The sequence below is a fragment of the Shewanella schlegeliana genome (assembly GCF_016765635.1).
Classification (GTDB): domain Bacteria; phylum Pseudomonadota; class Gammaproteobacteria; order Enterobacterales; family Shewanellaceae; genus Shewanella; species Shewanella schlegeliana.
Genome location: NZ_JAESVD010000001.1, coordinates 456439 through 478967, shown reverse-complemented (window position 1 = coordinate 478967; position 22529 = coordinate 456439). Strand labels below are relative to the sequence as shown.

Below are 22529 nucleotides of genomic sequence, written 5' to 3'. Positions count from 1 at the left end.
AGTGATTCAGCCATAGTGATTCAGCTGACTTTTATCATGGGTAACAGGTGGAGACAAAATGACCCAGAAGAATTTATTACTATTGTGTGGTGGCGGCGGTGATGAGCACAGCATTTCACTGTTATCGGCCAATTATTTTGAAGCGCAATTAGCCACGTTACCCCACTTCAATGTGCTACGTGTTGAGCTCAATGCTAAAGGTCAATATCACACTCAAGCTGGCGAGCTTTGCGAGTTAACCAACAGCAAGCAGATCCGCTTCGATGATGAAACGAAAGCGCCTTGGGATGTGGACTATGTGATCCCTTGTATTCATGGCTACCCAGGTGAAACCGGTGACATCCAGTCCTATTTCGGCTTGATCAATCTACCCTACTTTGGCTGTGACTCAGAATCTAGTAGCAACTGCTTCAATAAAGTGACCGCCAAGATGTGGTTTAGTGCACTTGGGATCCCAAATACCCCCTATATTTTCTTAAGCGAGTTTAATCAGCAGTCACTAGAGCAAGCTGAAGCGGCTCTAGAAAATTGGGGTTCAATCTTTATTAAAGCGGCTTCACAGGGCTCATCTGTAGGTTGTTATCGCGTTGATAGCATCGAGCAGCTAGCTAGCTCATTAGAAGAGGCCTTTACCTTCTCACCTTATGTGGTGATCGAGAAGACGATTACCGCCCGTGAGCTAGAGGTCGCCACCTATGAGGTCGACGGTGAAGTCATCGCGACAAAACCGGGTGAAATTATCTGTGCCAGCAATACCTTCTATAGCTTCGATGAGAAGTATGCTGAAAACAGTCAAGCACAGACGGTGATTGAAGCCGATGTCGATGCAGAGATTGCCAAGCAAATTCAAGAATATGCGATTAAAGCCTTTAAAGGGATGAAGTTACGTCACCTGTCGAGAATTGACTTCTTCTTAACCGAAGATAACGAAATTCTGCTGAACGAGATCAACACCTTCCCAGGTCAAACGCAGATCTCGATGTTCCCTAAGATGCTACAAAATCATGGTCATGATTTTGCCCAGTACCTTTCGGGTAACATTATGGCGCAGTTAAAGTCATAAACGAAATGCCATTAGACCAGAGATAAAAAAGCCAGCGCAATATGCGCTGGCTTTTTAGTTTTAAGCTATCGTAACAAGACTAGATCACCAGCCTTCTACAGCTTCCATATCTGGAAGATGGGGCAGCCCCTAGTAGTCCAAGTCGTGGCACGCTAATGCGATACACTTGAAAAGATAGCTTATATGAAAACGCACGGTATCTACCGTGCGTTTTTAATGTGAATATGAAGCGATTAGGCCTGTGCTATCTGATTCAAAATACGTTTTTCTGAAATAGGATAAGCAGTGCCTAACACCTGTGCAAAACAGGAGACGCGATATTCCTCAATCATCCAGCGGGCTTCGATTAACACATCTGGTACAGGCATAGACTTAGGCAACTTCGCCATCTGCGCCTTCAACACTTCCTGTACCTTATTGATACTGTGCATATGCAAACGGTCTCGATTAGGATCCACTGGTAGCTTCTCCAAACGGTTTTCTATTCCTTTAAGGTAACGGTTAAGATCCCCTAATCGCTGCCAGCCGGATTGCTCCACAAAGCCTTTAAACACCAGTTGATCCAGCTGGCTTTGAATATCACTCATCGCAAAGGCGATATCTAGGCTGATCTTGCCCTTCAGTCGCTTCTTAATACGGTTGTAGATGGTCAGAATTTCCTCCACCTTAAGCGCAATTTTTTCAGCGGTTGGATTAAGCTCTTGTCTCACCCAGTCTTTCGCTTCGGCGAATGAAGTTTCCGAGCGAACATCGATGCCCTTCTCATCCAAAAGCTGCTGCACCGCAGCCGATAAAATATCATCGATTAAGATATTCACCTGACCAAATGGATTAAAGTACATCGCCAGTTTTGCTTTGTTAGGCAGTGACTTTTGCAAGTGTTTTACTGGTGATGGAATATTGAGCAACAGTAATCGCTGTAGACCGAGCTTATGTTGTTTCTCCGCCTCAAATTCATCATCAAATAACTTGATTGAAACACTGGTTTTATCATCCACCAGCGCAGGGAAAGCTTTAACTTCAAAGTTACCCTTCTTCTGCTCAAACTGCTTAGGCAGATCGCCAAAGCTCCATTGCTCTAGCCCTTTTTGCTCAATACCAGAATCGGCAACCTGACGAATAGCCTGCACAACCTGCCCCTGCATACTCGCCTTTAATGGCTCCAGCTCACGTCCTTCAGCAAGTAACTTGCCCTTATCACCTTCAATCTTAAAGTTAATTAAAAGGTGTTTAGCAAGCTGCGATGAATCAAAATCTTCTGGCGAAATACGGGTACCACTCATGCGCAGCAATTGCTTACACATGGCATCAACAAGCGGCAACTCAAACGGCGTCATCGCCTGCAAACAGGCTTTGGCGTAATCTGGTGCAGGCACAAAATTGCGGCGCAGTGCCTTAGGTAACGACTTGATCAGCGCGATACACTTCTCTTCACGCAGACCCGGTACTATCCAGTCAAAATCTTGTTCATCGACTTGGTTAATCAGTGCCACCGGAATATGCACCGACACACCGTCATCAACGGCAGACGGCTCAAAGTGATAACTGACATTGAGCACCAAGTTACCCTTATGCCATTTTTCAGGGAAGTCCAGCAGCGAAATATGATCGCTACTGCGCTGCATCAAAGACTCGCGCTCAAAGTCTAAAAGCTCTGGTGTGGTTTGCTTAGTTTGTTTCCACCACTTTAAGAACTTAGGCGCGTTATAGATCCCATCGGGGATTTTTGGCTCATAAAACGCGTATAGCGCCTGTTCATCCACCAAAATATCACGGCGACGAGACTTATGCTCAAGGGATTCAATATCTAGCAGTAGCTTCTGATTCTTAATAAAGAAAGCTTCGTTAGTCCGTAGTTCGCCGTCAGCCAGTGCCGAGCGAATAAAGATCTCACGGGCCTCAACCGGCTCAACTGGACCATATTGTACCTTGCGGCGGTTAACAATTTGCAAGCCGTAGAGCACTTGGTTCTCAAGTGCGACCACCGAGCCCTGCTTAGACTCAAAGTGTGGCTCTACGTAGTTCTTCTTCACCAGATGCGCCGCTAGAGGCTCAACCCATTCAGGCTGAATTTTAGCGCAGCAACGGGCGAATAAACGTGAAGTTTCAGTAAGCTCCGCCGCCATAATCCATTTCGGCCCTTTTTTCGCTAAAGGCGAGCCGGGGAACACAAAGAACCTGCGATTACGGGCACCTAGATATTCATTATCTTTTTCTTTAAAGCCGATGTGGCTCAGCAAACCGGTTAGCAGTGAGCGATGCAACGCTTCGTAGTTAAGCTCTTCGGTCGGCGCATTGAGCTTCCACTTCAGCTCATGGGTTGCCTGTCTTAGCTGCGTATATAAGTCTTGCCACTCACGAACGCGCAGATAAGCCAAGAACTCGCTCTTACACTGCTTTCTAAACTGACTACTCGACAGCTCTTTCTGGCTCTGCTTTAAATAATCCCAAAGGTTAAGCCATGAGACGAAATCTGAGTCTTTATCGCTAAAACGGTTATGGGCCTGATCCGCCGCTTGCTTCTTGTCCATTGGGCGTTCACGAGGATCTTGAATAGAAAGACCCGCGGTGATCACTAAGGCTTCATGTAAACAACCATTTTGCTGAGCCTCAATCACCATGCGCGCAAGACGTGGATCCACAGGAATATGCGCCAACTGACGCCCGAGCTGAGTCAGATTCAGCTTACCTTTGCCCTTTGTGACAGCCTGCAGCTCTTCAAGCAGCAAGAAGCCGTCTCGAATATAACGCGCATCAGGTGGCTGAATAAACGGGAAGCCTTCGATATCGCCTAAACCTATCGACAGCATCTTCAAAATAACAGAGGCTAAATTGGTACGCAGAATTTCAGGATCGGTAAATTCAGGGCGCGAGATAAAATCATCTTCGCTATACAATCGAATACAAATACCCGGTGCGACACGACCACAACGCCCTTGCCTTTGATTGGCACTCGCTTGAGAGATTGGCTCTATGGGTAGGCGCTGCACCTTAGTACGGTAACTATAACGACTAATACGCGCGGTACCTGGGTCAATAACGTAACGGATACCGGGTACGGTTAATGAGGTTTCAGCAACGTTGGTCGCTAATACAATACGGCGGCCTACATGGCTCTTAAAGACCTTTGACTGCTCACCGTAAGAAAGGCGTGCGTATAGCGGCAAGATCTCTGTATCACGATACTGACGACGATTAAGCTGCTCGGCAACATCTCGAATTTCTCGCTCACCATTCATAAAGATCAAGATATCACCCAGACCTTCATTGATCAGCTCATCGGTTGCCGCAAAAATACCTTCGATAAGATCAAGATCCTCATCTTGATCTTGCACCAGTGGACGGTATCGAGTTTCTACTGGATAGGTACGCCCAGAGACTTCAATCACAGGAGCATTATTAAAGTGTTTAGAGAAGCGATCGACATCGATCGTTGCCGAGGTGATGATCACCTTCAGATCTGGACGCTTCTGCAACACGTTTTTCAAATAACCCAAGATAAAATCGATATTAAGGCTACGCTCGTGAGCCTCATCGATAATGATGGTATCGTATTGATTTAGATACTTATCGTTAGTTAATTCGGCTAATAAAATACCGTCGGTCATTAACTTGATATACGAGTCACTGTTTATGGCATCGGCAAAGCGTACTTTAAAACCAACGGCTTCACCCAAAGGAGTATTTATCTCTTCGGCGATACGGGTGGCAACGCTGCGGGCCGCTAATCGGCGTGGCTGGGTATGACCAATCAAGCCGCGAGAGCCTAAGCCCAGCTCAAGACAGATCTTAGGCAACTGAGTCGTTTTACCCGAGCCTGTTTCACCCGCCACAATCACAACCTGATTGTTAGCTATAGCAGTGGCGATCTCTTCGCGTTTCTGCGATACCGGCAAGCTATCGGGATAGGTGATTTTCGGGCGATTAGCCAAGCGCAGCTCAACTTTTTGTCGAGACTCAAGCGCCAACAGCTCAAGGTTTTCAAGAGTGGCTGTTTTTTTCTCTGAGTCGGGCTCTTTTCTAAGCCTAAACAGACGACGCCTAATTTTTGCGGCGTCCGCTTCATAACAGGATTTTAAGAATGTGTTAGAGAGGGGATGCTGTTGCGAACTCAAGTGCAAATTCCATAGCCAATACTAAAGAGGACGATCCTAGCAAGGAACGTTGCAGGTTGGTATAGCTGACTTAAAAATACTTTATGTTATCAAGCCAAACACGCCATTAAAAACCACGGTATCGTGCTCAAATTGGGTTTACTTGATAAGAGCCAGCGCCATGGCTCACTCTTATCGGGTTCCAATCAGAAACCAAAGTTAATTGAGTGATCATGCTGGTGACAGATAACACTGCTGCATATAGGTATTAATCGCTTCGAGCACATTAGCACGGCTTATAGTGCCTACTACTTTTCCCTCTTCCACCACTGGATAGATTTTAGGTTTTGGGCCTAACATCTGTTCAGCCAGTTGCAACACACTCGAATTAGGCGTGACCGACAACACGTCTGTACGCATGCAATCTTTAACTATCGCGATTAAGTCACAGTGATAGCTACTTTTTAGCATCACGGCTAGGCAATCTTGCTGCGACAAAAAGCCCACTAAGTGGCCATCATCTTCAACTACGGGCGCACCGAGCTTTTTATGCTCTAGCAATTGCTCTACCGCCGTCGCTAACGACATAGAAGGCGTTAACAACACAGGTTGGCGATCCATGTGTTCTTTTACGTTGATTGAATCCATTTCATTCCCCTATTTAGTTGCTCTTTTTTAGTTTAGCCAAGAATTAACAACTACGACGAGGATTAATGCAATAAGCATAAACGGAAAAGTGATAAAGCCTGTATTAAAGCTAATACATGGGGAATATTATGATATTTGGGATATTTTTTAATGGTCGAGATGATGCCAGAACTGAGATTTGATGCGTATTTTGATACTGGTGGTGAGGTGTCTAGAGATGTAGTAATATTGGCTCGGATAGGGTTCGGGGCAACATAGACCATACAGACCTACACTCATACAGTTCAGTACTCACACAGATTAGCTATACCGCCTCATCAAGCAATGCTTAAGAGTTAAACCTCCCTTCCTAAAAGTCCTCTTAAACTTATCTTCAGCATTGCCTTTCTGGCAAGTTTGTTCAGCGCCCGCAACTCTTTTGAAGACAGTAGCAAAATATATCCATCAATCGAGCTCGGTACTCTTTTACCCTCACCACATTCAATCTAATCAATTCATCCCAATGAACATACTAAGATGTTGATATAACAAGAATTGCATATAGTGCGCTGTCAGTTTACAAAAACAAGCTTACTCACCTCAACTTCATCTTTATGGACTATCTGGTTCCGTCCCCGACTTTTGGCACAATACAAATAATTATCAGCCATTTTTAACAGCTCAGATTGCGACATTTGAGCTTGATGCAGAGCTAAGCCGCCGCTTACGGTAATGGGAATATCCTGTTTATCACACTCGATTCGCTGTTGAGCAACACTCTTCCTTATCTTCTCAGAGCGTTCGAGGGCATCTTCTAGATCACTCGTACCTAACCAAATACAAAACTCTTCACCGCCAATACGAAAAACACGACTCTCATCTATCAAAGTCTTAAAACATTTAGCTACTGATACCAGAGCCAAATCTCCAATGTCGTGTCCATAGGTATCATTGATAGATTTAAAGTTATCAAGATCGAGTAATAATAGAAATTCTCCTTCATGATCAATAAAGCCCTCAGAAAATGCCAAACGATTATTAGTTTTGGTCAGCGAGTCACAGTGAGCCAGCTTGATTAATGAGTCATGGGCACTTTCTCTACTAAGCTCATAATAGTGCGAAACGGTCCAGATACAGGTATAGCAGAAGAGAAAGTTAATCATCACAGGTTCAATATCAAACTCTCCAAGGAAGGTTAATTTATAGAACAAGATCGAACCGATGGAGATGAAAACAAACAGTGATACTCGAAAAGCAAATCGTTTTCCAAGAAGCAGATAGGAGATAATGGGGAAAGAGAAGCCCCAAACGAACAATGCATCGATTAATGGAAAGCTATAGGTGCCAAATACGATCAGAAAAGCCAAGAAGAGCAAGTAAAAATAGAGTTTATTAATACTGTAATTATTCTTTCTGCTGTTATTCCAGAAAATATCAAATGAAAAACCAGCAAAAATAAGTTCTAAAGCAGCAAAAGAATAAGCTTGATGATAGACAATATTAAAAATAGCAAATGAAATAGCAGCAATAAAGAGCGCAAAGCTCAATGATGCGAGCACTTTTGACCTTATTTTATTTGTTAGATCTAACCCGCTGCCATCCATGATTCCTTCCCTTCCCTAAAAGTATTACTTTTAGGGTGATGATATCAACCTTCCACACGCGCAACAAGTTGTTAACCATCCAGCAATTAAATAAACTCAACAGTTAATCTCATGATTAACACGCGATAATTATTAAGCAAATACTAATAAAAACTCCAAAAAGGATATGGAATGTGCACAAGAATTTTTAACAGTTTGAACCCTGAGTTCCCTATGACTGGCAGAAACTTTGACTGGTTTAGTCCGTTAACTACTTACCTATATAGAATTCCTAAGAGCAAAGAGCTACGCACTGGCAGCTTAAAACAACAGGCACACCCAGTCGAATTCTCAAACCACGATGTTTTCACTTGGCAGGCAAAATATGCCAGCATCGCTTCCCTAGTAGGAAATGATCAACTTGGATTGGGCAGCGTTGATGGCATCAATAGCCAAGGCCTCGCTGTTAATGGTCTTGAAGATCTATTTGCTTACTTTGAAGATAATGACAAGATCATCGATGATGGAAAAATAAAGCCCCTCGCCCTATTAAAAGCCATAGACAAAGATCGCAACGCATTTCTTGATCAACTTAATATACCTGAAGATGCCCAGCTTCTTAGCTCTCTTCGTTGGGTACAATTCACCTTAGATTGCTTCGATACAGTTGAGGCGGCAACCAGCTACTTCAGTCAAAATCCAGATCAGCTATACATTTACAGTGATGATGTACCTGACGGATTAGACACCACCACAAAGGCTAAGCTGCACCTGACTCTCTCAGATAGAAATGGCGACTCGGCCATTATTGAGTTAAGAGATAATGGATTTAAGATCTATCACAACCGCAAATACAATGTAGCAACGGTTAACCCTGGTTATGATGTGCAGCTTGCACTATTAAAACCATGGCAGAAAAAATGGCAACAAGAGGTTCACCTACAAGACACCCTCGCAGGCTTTACCCTCTTTGATCTGCCTGGTGGCCCCGTGTCGCAACAACGCTTTGCCCGTGCAGCTTATTACTATGAGTTTTCTCAGCCTGCCAGTAACCGCCAAAATGCCTTGGCTCAAACAAGAGCGCTTATGGCGGCTACCGCAACGCCACTGTGCTACAACTCGATGAAACACTCAAGTGTAAAGGGACAGTCCTCAAATACACTATGGTGCAGTGTCAGCGAACATGCCGCTTTGCGCTATCACCTGATAAACACCTATTCCATAGCACCTGTATGGGTAAGTTTTGATAACCCAAGCAACAACTGTGAGCGTCTTCTCATCCTCGAAAGAAGCTCCACAGGAGAAGCGATATCCAGTGAACTGATGGGAGATGTACAACAACAGCTACGCCCCTGCGATAACCCTTTTGTGTAGTTAAGCTAAATCGGCTGAACTAATTGAATGACAAGCTGCGAGCTCCCTATGGCGGGACCAGCTCGCAGCTTTTTACTTATTGAAGCAATATGCCAGTCTGCTTGTCGGATAACCAGTTTAAAGCTCTTTTTATGCAGAGTTCATTGGGCTATTCTGATGTTTAGAATGCCTTCTAACACAGTGACTTATTCAGTGATAATAAGGGGGAACTTCCGAGATTTTTTCTTGGCGTTAGCATAACAAACTCTTCTCTTCAGTCTTAACTAAAGCCTTGAAGAGGAGCCGTATCCAACGATTTGGAGGTAGGCTGAGTTATTTATTAGTTATTTTTCGCTAACGACGCAGGCGTTAACAATACAGGATCGCGATCCATGTGTTCTTCTACGTTCTTGGGCCCATTTCATTGCCCTACTTATTTAGTTGCTCCTTTTAGTTTAGTTAAGGCTTAATAACTAAAAAGGGGATTAAAACGATAGGCCTATTCGAAATAGGCCAAATAGCTTTAACAAGCAATGCTAATAAGCTCAATCACCTATGTTTTACTCACATAACTTAGGATACGGTTCGACTCCGAAAATGCCGTCATTACCTGTTTGACCCCTGCAGGCTCGAAGCTAACACCCGCTATCTCCAAACCATTAAATAGCGCATAGGTAATCCGACTTAACTTTTTATCCTCAAGCTTAGAAAAGCCCGAAAAGAAAACATATTCACCGAAAAGCGTGCCATCAACACAAGTATCTGTTCTTACAGCCTTTATGTATTTATTGCCAACTAAAATAATAGAGTCTACATTATGAGCAACTTGATATTTCTGGCTACACTGCCCCATATTTTCGGTCAGTTTTACTGTATAACGGCCGTCCAAATAGTTATCAAGCTGAGCAATGACCTCATGACCACTCGCTTTTACCGTCTTACCAACCGCACTGACGGTATGATTTTCATGCTGATTAACCTGCCATTGTTTCTTAGCCAGTTCCTTAGCAGCGACATGGCTATTTGGTTGTAGAGAGCAGCCACTTAAAAATATTAAGCCGCCAGTCATGAGCATCGAAAAAGCTTGTTTCATTGTAGAGTTCGTCTCTTTATATATTGTCAATTATGAAAAATAGAGTGATAGCGTCTAAGGCGCTTCTCTTGAGAAAAGGCGCTTAACAATTTAAATTTCTTGGTTAGCTATAGGGTAGGTTTAAAAAATCGCTAACAAAAAATCAGTTTTTTCACCATCTAAAACAATATTTTAAAGCGACAAAGTTTTGGCATCAATCAAGTATCGTCAAGACTTTGACTTCTATCTCAATAAAACTTGATTGTGACTTTGAGGTACGTTAGGCATACATAAAAGCACTAAGAATGCATAAATAAGCCAATAATTCGCAATTCTTGACTACAAACGTAAAAAGCCGAGGATTATCCTCGGCTTTTCGTTAAGCGTAAACTTACTTGTGCAACGGTGCTTGAAAACTCACGCCTGTATCCCAAGGCTGCTCAATCCAAGTGTCCTGTGGGATATCAACAATATAGTCGTCGACTAATGGCTTGCCTGCTGGTTTAGCACAAACAGTGACAAATTTAGCTTTAGGGTAAATTTCGCGTACGATTTTTGCTGTAGAGCCGCTATCAACCAAATCATCGATAACGATAAAGCCTTCACCATCACCTGGTGCCTGCTTAATGATTTTAGTCTCGCGTTGATGATCATGATCGTAGCTAGAGATACAGATAGTATCCACATTACGAATACCTAGCTCTCGAGCGAGAATTGCGGCAGGTACTAACCCACCGCGGCTAACCGCAATAATACCTGTCCATTGCTCTGCTGGTAGCAGACGCTCAGCCAACTGACGAGTATAACCTTGCATTTGATCCCAAGTGATCAGAAATTTCTTGCTCATGTGCAACCTTTTATGCGAAAACGCTATTTTAGGGGAAAGAGATTGCGCGGCATTTTGGCTTTTTATTCAGAACCATACAAATATATGTTCGTGACGTATTTCACAGATTTCGATTAACTTACGGTTGATGATGTAAGCCATAGTGCGAGTTGCACAAAAGCGTTACACAATCGGTAAAGACTCTAAAGATAATTGTTAGGGGTTATGTTGTAAGAGGTTTGAGCCTGACAATTGCAAGTTTCAGCTATAAGAAGCGTCAAGGTTTACCGGTTGGTTTAAGATCCGCACTTTTTAACTGCTGATACTTCTCTAACACACCATTGCGGTCCAAGCCTCGTTTTACGTTGGTACACAACTTACCAAAGCGGCGGATCTCATCAAATTGCGGCGTCTGTCCGTTCGATATCGCCGCTTCCCAATAGCTCAGTTCGCTATCGACTAGCTCTAACAGTTTTTTAGGACAACCTAGGCAACTACCGTCAGGCCCACAAACAAATGTTTCCGACTCATACAGAGGGAACTCCTGCTTAACCTGCTCGATGATTTGCAGCATCGCAGTTGTCCGATCTGGCTTTTGATCCGTTGTGCGTTGTCTCTTTTCAGCAGTCATCAGATGTTTCACAAGGTTCATTTTCGCTCATTATATAACCTTGCTGACGATTTTATTAGTGAATAATATTTAACCGTCTTGCCGGGGATAATTCGACGACAATAAAAACAAGTTACGAAACCATTCATTTACGCACCAAGAGCTGCTAGTGACTCTTAGTGCGCTTCATCTTTGGCTATAAATCAGACCAGATCATGACCTGAGCAGGTTCGTTATTTTTCCGAGTTGCGCGGTACATACCTTCGGTATTAAATGGCGTTGCAATATTGCCGCGTTGGTCGATAGCAATCACGCCGCCAGTGCCACCAGCGGTAATGAGACGCTGATTAATCACTTCATCGGCCGCTTGAATAATCGATTTTTTCTGATACTTCACCCGAGCGCAGATATCACCCGCCACATGATAACGAATAAAGTACTCACCATGGCCTGTGGCCGACACAGCACAAACACCGTTCTCGGCATAGGTGCCAGCACCAATTACTGGCGAATCACCAATGCGGCCAAATCGCTTAGCAGTCATGCCCCCAGTGGAGGTGCCTGCCGCCAGATTGCCACTCTGATCTAAAGCTACTGCGCCCACTGTGCCAAATTTATAGTCAAACTCGCTATAATCCAGGGCGCTTTGTCGGTAATTATGGGGTGTGTTAGAGCCTGTACTAAAGCCACTATTGGCCTGATAATCGGGGTTGGACTCCGCTTTTTGAATTTTATCTTTAGCGCTTTTGAGCTGCTGATAACGGCTCTCAGTATCGAATGTGTTTACAGGAACTAACTGAAACCCTTGAGTGAGGGCGAACTCTTCTGCACCTTGGCCAGATAACATTACATGGGGAGACTTTTCCATCACGGTGAAGGCTAAATCGATGGGATTTTTAATATGTTTTACCCCAGCAACGGCACCCGCATTCATGGTTTTTCCGTCCATGATTGATGCGTCCAGTTCATGAGCACCATCATAGGTATATACGGCACCAATGCCCGCATTAAATAGCGGGCTGTTTTCTAGGATATTTATCGATGCACGAACGGCCGATAAACTGTCTCCACCTTTAGCTAAAATATCGTAACCCGCATCAACCGCTTGCTGTAATTTTGCGCGATAAGCTTCTTGCTGCTCGGCGGTTAAATTTGCCTTAGAAATAGTGCCTGCGCCACCATGAATCGCAATTGAAAAAGGCCTATCACTGGCCATGCCACTTGCTGCGAAAACTGTTGATATTATGAGCAATGATGTACGACTTAGCATCTTGAAATTCACAAACTGTATCCTATTGTATTTATTTGCTCTCTTTGTAACCATTTTCGACCATAATTACAATCAGCAACTTGCTTGAGCTAACGATTCTAGTGACAATAGCTTGTCTAAATTAAACTAATACTAAGAGTCTAATTTTTGTTAAAAAGTTTGCTTCGAGTACTAACCATAACCTTACTGCTTATCAGTGCTACATGCGTAACATTTTCAGTTCGGGCGAATGATTGGATAACACTCAAGATTAAAGGTGTCGAGGGTAGCTTGGCACGTAACGTAAAGGCGCACTTGGGTACACTACCTGACTCGAGTGTGCAGCGTCGTGCTTTTATCTTTAATGCTGAAGACAATATAGAGGCAGCGATGCACTCTATGGGTTATTACCACAGCAAAATTTCTCAGCACGTCATCAATAATGACAAAAAAGCGTGGGTGTTCAATATTGATATCGATGCCGGGCCACCGACATTAATTAGTTGGATTGATATTCAAGTTAAAGGTGAAATGCGAAATGACCCTGTCTTTGAAAAATGGCTCAGCCAATTAACAATCCGCCCTGGCGATAGACTCAATCAAGGTGTTTACGAGGATATCAAGTCGCAATTACTGACTCTCGCACTCGCTAGAGGGTATTTTGATGGCAAATTTGACCAAGCCAGGATCGCCGTTAACCGCGATTTTAATACTGCCAAAATCTCACTCTATTATGACTCGGGTAAGCGGTACCATATAGGTAAGGTCAGCTTTACGGGCTCTACATTAGAGCCGCAAATTTTAGAGCAATTGATCCCATTTAAACTTGATGCTCCCTACAGCACCGCAAACCTAGGTCAGTTAAACAGACAATTGTTAGATACTGGTTATTTTTCCAATATCAAGGTGCTACCTCTGGTTGATCAAGTCAAAGGGCTGCAAGTTCCGGTGCGTGTAGAGCTAAGCTCACGGCCTTATCACTCTATCGAGTTAGGTCTAGGTGCAGATATTGGTAATACGGTTGATAACAACCTTGAACCAAGAGTACGAGTGACCTGGCGTACCCCGCAAATTAATAAATATGGCCATTCGCAGGAAACCACTGCCGAGTGGTCACCAGATAAACCTAAGTTTTTAACCACTTATACGATCCCGCTCAGCCATCCAATTGACGACCAATTAAAGATCCGCGTGGGGATACTACGGGATAAGTACGGTGTCACTCAGGTTTACAATCCTGACGAGCGTCAATTTAATAATACGGGACAACTTGAGGCGACCAAAAAGGTATTAGCGGTGATCAGACATCAGCGCCTTAAAAGTAAATGGCTATTTAACTATTCAGCTGAGGTCATGAACGAAAATTATACCCAATCGGGTGTGGATTATGATCCCAAGTTTGTGCTGTTTGGCACTAGCCTCTCGAAAACGGTTCGTGGCGATAATTCTCTCGACCCCAAATCTGGCTTCTTCCAATTCTATAGTCTCGAATATGCCGATCCTAACTTGGGTTCAGAGGTTAGACTGGCACGGTTACAGAGCAAGTTCATCTGGATTGATACGTTTTTTGAAAAACATAGGATCGTTTCACGCTTAGATATGGCGGCAAACTTAACCAGTAATAATTCATTGGCAGAGATCCCGCCCTCATTACGTTATTTTGCCGGTGGTGACCAAAGTATTCGTGGCTACAGTTACAATGAACTCGGCCCATCAATTGATAGTGTAAATGCTGAAGGAGAAGTGATCAGAGAGGTCATCGGTGGACGTTATCTCATGGTCGGTAGCTTAGAGTATCAATACTATTTAACGCCGCACTGGCGTGTAGCGACATTCGTTGATGCGGGTAATGCATTTGATGTTAATCAAATTGAACTGGTGACGTCAGTGGGCGCAGGTATTCACTGGATCTCGCCAATCGGTCCTGTAAAACTGGATGTCGGTATTGGTTTGAAAGAAACCGATACGATTAGTCGTCCCTGGCGAATTCACATCACTATGGGGTCAGTGTTATGACGACACCTTCCCCTCAAGCTCCTGAAGCTAGTTTACCCGTTAACCCATCAGCTAATAAGCGCTCTTGGCAGGCTCAAATATGGCGCTGGTTTAAACGAATTAGTCGCGTCATTATTTACACACCGCTGCTGCTTCTAGTGTGTACGGCAATGTTAATTGGTACCCAATTTGGTGCTCATATTGTCGTAAAGCTGGCTGATCTCTTTGTGCCTGATCTAGAGGTTGATTACAAGTCGGGTCAAATTAACCGCCAACTTGAACTGAACTATGCCGCTTGGCAGATGAATGGAGTCAAAGTTGAGATTTCAGATCTTGTACTAGCTTGGAACCCGATGTGCTTATTGCAGAAACAGCTTTGCGTAGAGCAGTTAAGTAGCTCAAAAGTCAATATTGAAATAGACACAGCTCTAATTGGTGAAGCCCCCCCTACACCGGATAATGCAGCCCCAGTACTTAACAACGTGGAGTTTACCGATTCATCAACCGCTTCAGACTCGAGTAATGTTAGCGTTAAAGAGTCTAAAAACGCCGCTGCAAGCGACTCAATAGATACTGATGAGACTATAAACCAAGAGATCACTCTGCCCTTTGGAATTAGCTTAATTGCCGGCGCGCTGCAAAACGTCACGGTTCGGGTTAATGACATGGACTTTAACGCCAATCAACTTAACTTAAGTGCTGAGTGGCTTGCTACCGGTATTCGTGCCAGTTCCATCTATTCAGAGGGCTTGTTAGTCTCCATTCCTTTCGAAGAGGCAGGTAAACAGCAAGATACAAGCTCAATGAAACCTGTTGATGCCAATAACAACGAAGCTATAGTTAAAGCAAAACAAAAGCCGCAACAGGCAAATACAGACAAAGATAAAGCGGCCAGTGACGACTGGGCAATGGCAAATCTTCCACAAGTATTTATGCCAATTCCTGTATTTGTTGAGGACTTAAATATTGATAATGGCGATTTGATTCTTGGATCTCGTAAAGACCATTTTACCAGCCTGCATTTAAATGGCAGTTACCAACAGTTTTTAATCAATATTAATGACTTTAAAGCTAGCCATAGTTACGGTGACATTAGACTTGTAGGCCAAATGTCACTTATTGACGATTACCCGATGGATATTCAGTCATCAGTAAAACTTCTCCACGTCACTGAGTTACCAGGGCTTAACAAGCAAAACTTAGACATTACGGTTAAGCAAGGCTTTAAGGAGCTAAAAAGCCAGATAGTTGGTAGTGGTCAGTTTAGCTTTGACATCGACTCGACAATTGAATTCGCCAAGTCAAATATCCCCTACCAGTTAAGTTTGAATGCAAAGCAGTTACAGTGGCCACTCAAAGAGGCTGAGTTTAATGTCAACAATATTAAGCTCACCAGTAAAGGTGACTTAGACACTCAAAATGTGACACTACGAAGCCTGTTCTCATCTAACTACCAGCCGCCACTCGATATTGATGCTGTACTAAAGCATGCGAATGGCCGCATTGATTTTGATAAATTACACGCTTATAACGATCTCCTTGGTTCGATTGTCCTACAAGGCCAATTTGAGTATGCAGAACAATTAAACTGGGATGCTAAAATTGTCGCGCAAAACCTTGATATCAGTCAGCTAAAAGTAATTAAAAACCAAGTGTTACCTGATAGTGATATTACAGGCCCCTTAAATACGAGTGGCATGTTTAATCTCACCGACAAGAGCTGGTCTATCGATGTGGAACAAGCAAATCTTAGTGGCCATGTGATGCATTACCCGCTTAATATTGATGGTGCAGTTGCCATTAACAATAAATGGTATCTAAGCTCTGAAGGCCTCAATGTCAGCGCGTTACAGAGCCGACTATTCCTCCAAGGAGAAGTCGATAAGCACTGGGCGTTAACAGGAAAGCTCAATGTACCCGATTTGAGTTTATGGCAAGCTGACGCCCAAGGAACCATTAACGCTGATATTAATGTATCGGGTGAAAATGAGCATCCTGATATTGCTGTGTCGTTAAATGCTAACGATCTACAGTTTCTAGCATTAGAGCTTGCAAGTTTGTCTCTCGATGGCCACTACAACCCATTTGATGATCAGGGTTTTAAAGCGACAGCTAACTTGCATGACTTTAGCTACCAGGATCTCAACCTCTCTAGTATTGTGGTTAACACTGAAGGTGACTTAACCCAACAGTCATTGAGTCTCAAGTCTGAGGGCGATCTTAAGCTAACTACAGATATGAGTAGTCAGTACGATGTGCACAAGCAAGATATTACAGCGCAGATAAATCGGCTTTCACTCGGATCCAAGCTCGGAGATATAACCCTTGAAGCCCCTGTGGCTGCTGAATATAGTTTAGATAAGGAAACTGGAAAAGTAGCACCATTTTGCCTGTCTCACGTTGGCGGGCAGCTATGTGTTAAAGCGCCAATTCAACTTGGCTTAAGTGGTCAGGCAGGCCTTGAATTTGTGGGTGATCTTGGCGTTTTGGTAAAGCCATGGTTACCAGAGAGCCTTAGCTGGGAAGGGCCTGCTACCCTAACCTCAAATTTTGAGTGGTTTAAAGATAAAAAGCCCAGCGGCAATGTTGAGTTAAAGCTATCTCAAGGCCATATCGACTTTAAAGCGACAAATAGTAGTGATGTTGCTATCGGCTATAAGTCGCTACAGCTACGCAGCCGTTTAGATGAGAAGCAACTAGTTAGCTCGCTGTCTCTAGAATCCTATGACATCGCAAGCATGGATGCGAACCTAGCAATTAATGTCACTCCCGATAGAAAAATGCAGGGACAACTGATATTACAACAAATTAACTTGCAAGCATTATCTGAATTGCTGCCCGAGCTTGAAGTTCTCGAAGGAAAAATCTCAAGCAAACTGCAAATTGGCGGTAGCTTAAGTGAGCCTCAAGTATCAGGTGAAATCTCCCTCAATAACGGTTCCATTATGGCAACCGCAAATCCAACCTTATTAGAGGATGTCGATCTCGACTTTATCTTTTCAGGCAAACAAGCAAAAATCGATGGTGAACTCAAAATGGGCAAAGGCAAAGCCCATGTGGACGGCGAACTCGATTGGGCTCAGAAAAAACTAAAGGGCGCATTCAGTATCAAGGGTAAAGACTTAGCCGTGATCCAGCCGCCACTTGCTATCTTAAATGTAGCAACAGATTTACAAGTCAAGTTCACCGAAAACTCTGTTCATATTGGTGGTGATATTAATGTCCCATCAGGTCACATCACCATAGTACAACTACCAGAGGGCGGTGTTGCACTTTCTAAAGATGTTGTGTTTACCGACAGTCAAGCGTCTGAACAAGTTAAAGTGTCACCACTTGCCGTATCTGCAGAAGTAAACCTCAATGTCGGTAATAACCTACGCGTCGATGGCATGGGATTAACGGGTAAGCTGCAAGGTCAGCTAGAGTTAAAGCAAGAGCCATTTAGGCCACCTTTACTCTTTGGTGAAATAAAAGTTGTTCAAGGTAATTACAAGTTTATGGGGCAAACCCTAGACATTCGAGCTGGTGAATTACAATTTGTCGGCCCTGTTGACGTGCCTAACTTGAATATTGAAGCAGTACGTGAAATTAAAGATGAAGATGTGGTTGCTGGCGTACGCATTACAGGTACCCCACTGAAGCCCGTTGTTAACCTTTTCTCCAATCCAGCCAAAGAGCAGGCAGAAATTCTCAACTATATTGTCAGAGGTACTGGACTGAGTAATAACAGCATAGATCAAAATAGCGGTTTAATGATGGGAGCAGCATTGTCATTAAGTAGTCAAATTGATGGTGGTGCTATTGGCAACTTAGGTAATACTGCCGCCAATATGATTGAGAAGATCGGTTTCTCTAATGTGCAGCTCGATGCAAATGATGATGGCCGTTTCGCCATCAGTGGCTTTATTGGTGACAAACTCATGATTAAGTATGGTGTGGGTGTCTTTAACCCAGGTTATGAGATGACAGTCCGATACTACCTGTTATCGCAACTGTACCTTGAAAGTGTATCCGGCTCTATTGAGCAGTCTCTAGACCTCTATTACCGCTTTGATCTCTAGCTAACGATGGCTCAGAGCTGAAAACAAAAAAGCCATCTTTACGATGGCTTTTTTTTAACACTAACTGCGCATTTAGGTATCTGAATGACCTAACTCGACTGGCATATCGTCACGCAGACTTTGCCACATCACACCGCTATTAATGCCATAAGTTCGCATTAACGCTGGAACATCTAGATAGTTTTTATCAATAGCAAGTTGTTGTAGCTGCTTATAAAAATCCATTGCCAACGCGCGTGCTTCCGCACTAGAGAAATAGTAACGCCCCACTCGGCTATATAAGCCTTTAAATCCATTTAAGATCAAAACATAAAGTGGATTACCTGAAGAGAAGGCTAAGGTATGCTGTAATTGATAGTCAAACTCAGCATACGCCAGAGCGGTATCTTCAAGCTCATCGAGATGAGATAAAGCTTCTATCGCTTCCTCAGGATTATTGCGGATGGCACCTCTGAAATAGATGGCACTAACACTGCTTCTTGCCGACAATAACTGATCCACTAATTCAGGGAAACCATCTGGATTCAACTCGGCAATCGTCTCTAAGATATTTAAACCTGAAGTTTCCCAGAAATTATTCACCCTAGTTGGTTTACCATGTTGAATTGTCAACCAGCCATCACGGGCGAGACGTTGTAACACTTCTCGCAATGTCGTACGGGTTACACCGATCAGTTCTGAAAGCTCGCGTTCTGCGGGCAGAATAGAGCCTGGCGGAAACTTATTTTCCCAGATGGATCGTACAATATACTTCTCTGCGAAACTCGCAGGACCTTTGGCATTGATGATCATTAACCTACTCTATCCAATTATTAGTGTTGTTCTTCGACAGATCATACCAGAGCGGCGAAAAATGAAAACCAAAACAGACAGATTCAATGCCCTCTATATGAATAAATCTATAAAAGTGCTCATTTTTCACGCTAACAATGGGTTTTAACTGATATTTTTTTGATATAGATAGCTGTTTCGTCATAATGGGCGGCTTAAGTCATCAAAAAAGCTTTTACCTTTTCATTATCGCTAGTAGCATACGGTGCAAATTTGTTTGCTACTCGTAAATATAGAAAATCAATAGAGAGGATTCCATGCCTGTGACAATGAGTCGGGCGATTCTTGACAACTTCCTGGGTAATTCACCGAAGTGGTTCAAACTCGCGATCATATCGTTTTTGGTGATCAACCCAATCGTATTTTACTTTAATCCGTTTATTGCAGGCTGGCTATTAGTTGTCGAGTTTATCTTCACCTTAGCTATGGCTCTAAAATGTTACCCACTGCAACCCGGTGGTTTATTAGCGATTGAAGCTGTGGCTATCGGCATGACGTCGCCAAGCCAGGTGCTACATGAAATTGAAGCAAACTTAGAAGTAGTACTGCTGCTGGTGTTTATGGTCGCCGGTATCTACTTTATGAAGCAACTGTTGCTGTTCGTCTTTACCAAGATGATCACTAAGGTCCGCTCAAAAGTTGCTGTTTCTCTGCTGTTCTGTATGGCATCTGCATTCCTATCGGCTTTCTTAGATGCACTGACAGTTATCGCGGTTATTATTACTGTTGCAGTCGGTTTCTACTCGATTTACCACAAAGTCGCATCGGGCAAGACCTTTGGCGAAACTCACGATCACACCTCTGACGGTCACCCTCAGCTATGTGAAGAAGAGCTTGAATCATTCCGCGGCTTCTTACGTAACTTGCTAATGCATGCTGGTGTGGGTACTGCGTTAGGTGGTGTGTGCACCATGGTTGGTGAACCACAAAACCTAATTATTGCAGCACAGGCAAACTGGCAATTCGCTGAATTTGCGATTCGCATGTCTCCAGTGACAGTTCCTGTATTCTTTGCGGGTATTACAACCTGTTTCCTTGTCGAAAAGTTTAAAGTTTTTGGCTACGGTCAACAGCTACCTGAAGCCGTTCATAAGATCCTATCTGATTACGATGCTCATGAAGATGCAAACCGAACTAAACACGATAAAGTAAAGCTTCTAGTCCAAGCTTTTATCGGCGTATGGTTAATCGCAGGTCTTGCGCTGCACTTAGCTTCTGTTGGTTTAATCGGTCTATCAGTGATTATTCTAGCCACTGCATTTAACGGTATCACTAACGAACACGCACTAGGTAAAGCCTTCGAAGAAGCCTTACCATTCACCGCGCTACTGGCTGTATTCTTTGCCATCGTAGCCGTGATTATCGATCAGCAGCTATTTGCTCCGGTTATTCAGTGGGCACTAAGCTATGAAGGTAACACCCAGTTAGTGATCTTCTATATCGCAAACGGCCTACTTTCGATGGTCAGTGACAACGTATTCGTAGGTACCGTTTACATTAACGAAGTGAAAGCCGCGCTACTTAACGGCCAGATCACTCGTGATCAGTTCGATCTACTTGCCGTTGCCATTAACACTGGTACTAACCTACCTTCTGTCGCAACACCAAACGGTCAGGCTGCGTTCCTATTCCTGCTAACATCGGCGATTGCTCCACTCATCCGTCTTTCTTACGGAAGAATGGTATGGATGGCGCTACCGTACACAATCGTATTGTCTATCGTTGGTGTTCTCGCTATCCAGTTAGGCGCACTCGAGCAGATGACTCAATACTTCTATGACAGCCAAATGTTAATCCATCACTCTGCTCAAGCAGCGGTAGATGGTGTAGTATCATCACATTGATAAGCATTTTGTGAACTATTTAACACATAGTTAGTCATATAAAACGCCCTATTCAATAGGGCGTTTTTTTATTTGCAATGGAGACACTGTCGTTGAATGCACTAATTCGTTTTTCCCACTCTAGAGCCGCTTGGCTAACCTTGATGCTCTCTGCACTCGCGCTTGAACTCGCGGCGCTTTTTTTCCAGCACATCATGAAGCTAGATCCATGCGTTATGTGTATCTATCAGCGCGTAGCAGTATTTGGTTTACTCTTTGCAGGTATCCTTGGTGTCGTGGGTTACCGCTCTCGCATCGCTCGCGCTGCAGGTGTTATCGTATGGGGCATAAGCGCTATTTGGGGATTAAAGCTTGCACTAGAACTTGTCGATATGCAGATGAACCCATCTCCGTTTGCAACCTGCTCCTACCTTCCTGAGTTCCCAAGCTGGCTCCAGCTACATGAATGGCTACCCTCTATCTTTATGCCTACAGGTATGTGCACAGACATCCCTTGGGAGTTTATGGGCGTGACCATGGGCCAGTGGATGATTGTCGCCTTTAGCGGTTACCTGCTCGCTTTAGCCATCTTCTTCATTCCAGCGCTGAAGAAGTCTATTTAACCCCTTGCCATTGAATCAGTACAGCTATAAAAAACGCCCTATTAGATAGGGCGTTTTTTATATATAACAGACTCAAATATCTAATGAGTTATTTAAGTCTGTCATGAGATCAGTAATTGATTATTCAATATCTTTCATTGGCCAGAGTACAATATGATCTTCAATATCTCGGATCTTGGTTTCGCAGGTCACCTTACCCGCCACCGACATGCCAGCTAAGATCATCGCCTCTTTTGATCCCGTTCTCAGCGGATGCCAACTTGGCAGCTCTCGCCCCATAAATAAACGGCGGTAAGCGCAGCTATCTGGCAACCAAGTCAATGACGCGATATTTTCAACCGTGACCTTAGTGCAAGATGGCACAAAGCTAAAGCGCTGTAGATAGTTCTGACAGTGACCCGCTTTATTATCGAGTAACTGACAAGCGGCATTTGTGTAGTACAGTTGCTCAGTTTCATCATCGATTAATTTATTTAAACAACACTTACCACAACCATCACATAACGACTCCCACTCTTGGGTGCTCATCTGTGCTAAGGTTTTTTCATTCCAAAACGCCATGCTTAAAATCATCTACTCATATAAACCGATTAGCCGAGCATTATACAACGCACACGCCACTTGGTGCACTAGTGCCAAGGCGGTCGATATGAATCGTATTGAAATTTGTGACCTTGATGGTCAAAATTACATCATCAGCAAGTTGTCGAAACAAAAAT

At 43.6% G+C, this 22529-nt stretch carries 15 protein-coding genes; 6 read left to right on the top strand and 9 right to left on the bottom strand.

Features of this window, described 5'->3' with window-relative positions; genetic code table 11:
• Positions 1 to 58: 58 nt before the first annotated feature.
• Complete coding sequence (locus JMA39_RS02165) at positions 59 to 1063, top strand: D-alanine--D-alanine ligase (RefSeq protein WP_202720190.1); 1005 nt, start codon at positions 59 to 61, stop codon at positions 1061 to 1063.
• A gap of 233 nt (positions 1064 to 1296) precedes the next feature.
• Here JMA39_RS02165 and hrpA read toward each other — a convergent pair whose 3' ends face one another.
• From hrpA to JMA39_RS02150, 3 genes are all read right to left on the bottom strand, one after another.
• Positions 1297 to 5178 carry an ATP-dependent RNA helicase HrpA gene (gene hrpA, locus JMA39_RS02160; RefSeq protein WP_373316318.1) on the bottom strand — a complete coding sequence of 1294 codons (3882 nt, stop codon included), beginning with the start codon at positions 5176 to 5178 and terminating at the stop codon, positions 1297 to 1299.
• Positions 5179 to 5388: 210 nt separating this feature from the next.
• The gene (locus tag JMA39_RS02155) at positions 5389 to 5805 is read right to left on the bottom strand and encodes a CBS domain-containing protein (RefSeq protein WP_202720188.1); all 417 of its coding nucleotides are present in this window, start codon (positions 5803 to 5805) and stop codon (positions 5389 to 5391) included.
• A gap of 551 nt (positions 5806 to 6356) precedes the next feature.
• Positions 6357 to 7388: a GGDEF domain-containing protein gene (locus JMA39_RS02150; RefSeq protein ID WP_202720187.1), complete on the bottom strand. Its 1032-nt coding sequence runs from the start codon at positions 7386 to 7388 to the stop codon at positions 6357 to 6359.
• 171 nt (positions 7389 to 7559) lie between these two features.
• On the opposite strand from JMA39_RS02150, the gene JMA39_RS02145 reads away from it, so the two are divergent.
• The gene (locus tag JMA39_RS02145; RefSeq protein ID WP_202720186.1) at positions 7560 to 8741 is read left to right on the top strand and encodes a linear amide C-N hydrolase; all 1182 of its coding nucleotides are present in this window, start codon (positions 7560 to 7562) and stop codon (positions 8739 to 8741) included.
• Positions 8742 to 9273: 532 nt separating this feature from the next.
• Here the strand turns inward: JMA39_RS02145 and JMA39_RS02140 are convergent.
• From JMA39_RS02140 to JMA39_RS02125, 4 genes are all read right to left on the bottom strand, one after another.
• Positions 9274 to 9813: a hypothetical protein gene (locus tag JMA39_RS02140; RefSeq protein ID WP_202720185.1), complete on the bottom strand. Its 540-nt coding sequence runs from the start codon at positions 9811 to 9813 to the stop codon at positions 9274 to 9276.
• A 370-nt stretch (positions 9814 to 10183) separates the two neighbouring features.
• Entirely contained in the window at positions 10184 to 10639 is a 456-nt protein-coding gene (gene gpt / locus JMA39_RS02135) for a xanthine phosphoribosyltransferase (RefSeq protein ID WP_202720184.1), read from the bottom strand.
• A gap of 256 nt (positions 10640 to 10895) precedes the next feature.
• Positions 10896 to 11270, bottom strand: coding sequence for a hypothetical protein (locus tag JMA39_RS02130; RefSeq protein ID WP_202720183.1), 375 nt, complete (start codon positions 11268 to 11270; stop codon positions 10896 to 10898).
• Between the two features lie 154 nt (positions 11271 to 11424).
• Positions 11425 to 12498: an isoaspartyl peptidase/L-asparaginase family protein gene (locus JMA39_RS02125; RefSeq protein ID WP_202720355.1), complete on the bottom strand. Its 1074-nt coding sequence runs from the start codon at positions 12496 to 12498 to the stop codon at positions 11425 to 11427.
• 147 nt (positions 12499 to 12645) lie between these two features.
• Between JMA39_RS02125 and JMA39_RS02120 the strand changes: the two genes are divergently transcribed.
• Together JMA39_RS02120 and JMA39_RS02115 are read left to right on the top strand one after the other, a co-directional pair.
• The gene (locus tag JMA39_RS02120) at positions 12646 to 14493 is read left to right on the top strand and encodes an autotransporter assembly complex protein TamA (protein WP_373316319.1); all 1848 of its coding nucleotides are present in this window, start codon (positions 12646 to 12648) and stop codon (positions 14491 to 14493) included.
• Complete coding sequence (locus JMA39_RS02115; RefSeq protein ID WP_202720182.1) at positions 14490 to 18533, top strand: translocation/assembly module TamB domain-containing protein; 4044 nt, start codon at positions 14490 to 14492, stop codon at positions 18531 to 18533. Before JMA39_RS02120 ends, JMA39_RS02115 begins: the two co-directional genes overlap by 4 nt.
• A gap of 72 nt (positions 18534 to 18605) precedes the next feature.
• Here JMA39_RS02115 and fadR read toward each other — a convergent pair whose 3' ends face one another.
• Complete coding sequence (fadR, locus tag JMA39_RS02110; protein WP_202720181.1) at positions 18606 to 19325, bottom strand: fatty acid metabolism transcriptional regulator FadR; 720 nt, start codon at positions 19323 to 19325, stop codon at positions 18606 to 18608.
• A gap of 296 nt (positions 19326 to 19621) precedes the next feature.
• Here fadR and nhaB point away from each other — a divergent pair, with 296 nt between their 5' ends.
• Positions 19622 to 21208, top strand: coding sequence for a sodium/proton antiporter NhaB (gene nhaB, locus JMA39_RS02105; RefSeq protein ID WP_202720180.1), 1587 nt, complete (start codon positions 19622 to 19624; stop codon positions 21206 to 21208).
• 92 nt (positions 21209 to 21300) lie between these two features.
• The gene (gene dsbB, locus JMA39_RS02100; protein ID WP_202720179.1) at positions 21301 to 21810 is read left to right on the top strand and encodes a disulfide bond formation protein DsbB; all 510 of its coding nucleotides are present in this window, start codon (positions 21301 to 21303) and stop codon (positions 21808 to 21810) included.
• A gap of 120 nt (positions 21811 to 21930) precedes the next feature.
• On the opposite strand, the gene JMA39_RS02095 is transcribed toward dsbB, so the two are convergent.
• Positions 21931 to 22371, bottom strand: coding sequence for a YcgN family cysteine cluster protein (locus tag JMA39_RS02095; RefSeq protein ID WP_202720178.1), 441 nt, complete (start codon positions 22369 to 22371; stop codon positions 21931 to 21933).
• Positions 22372 to 22529: the final 158 nt, after the last annotated feature.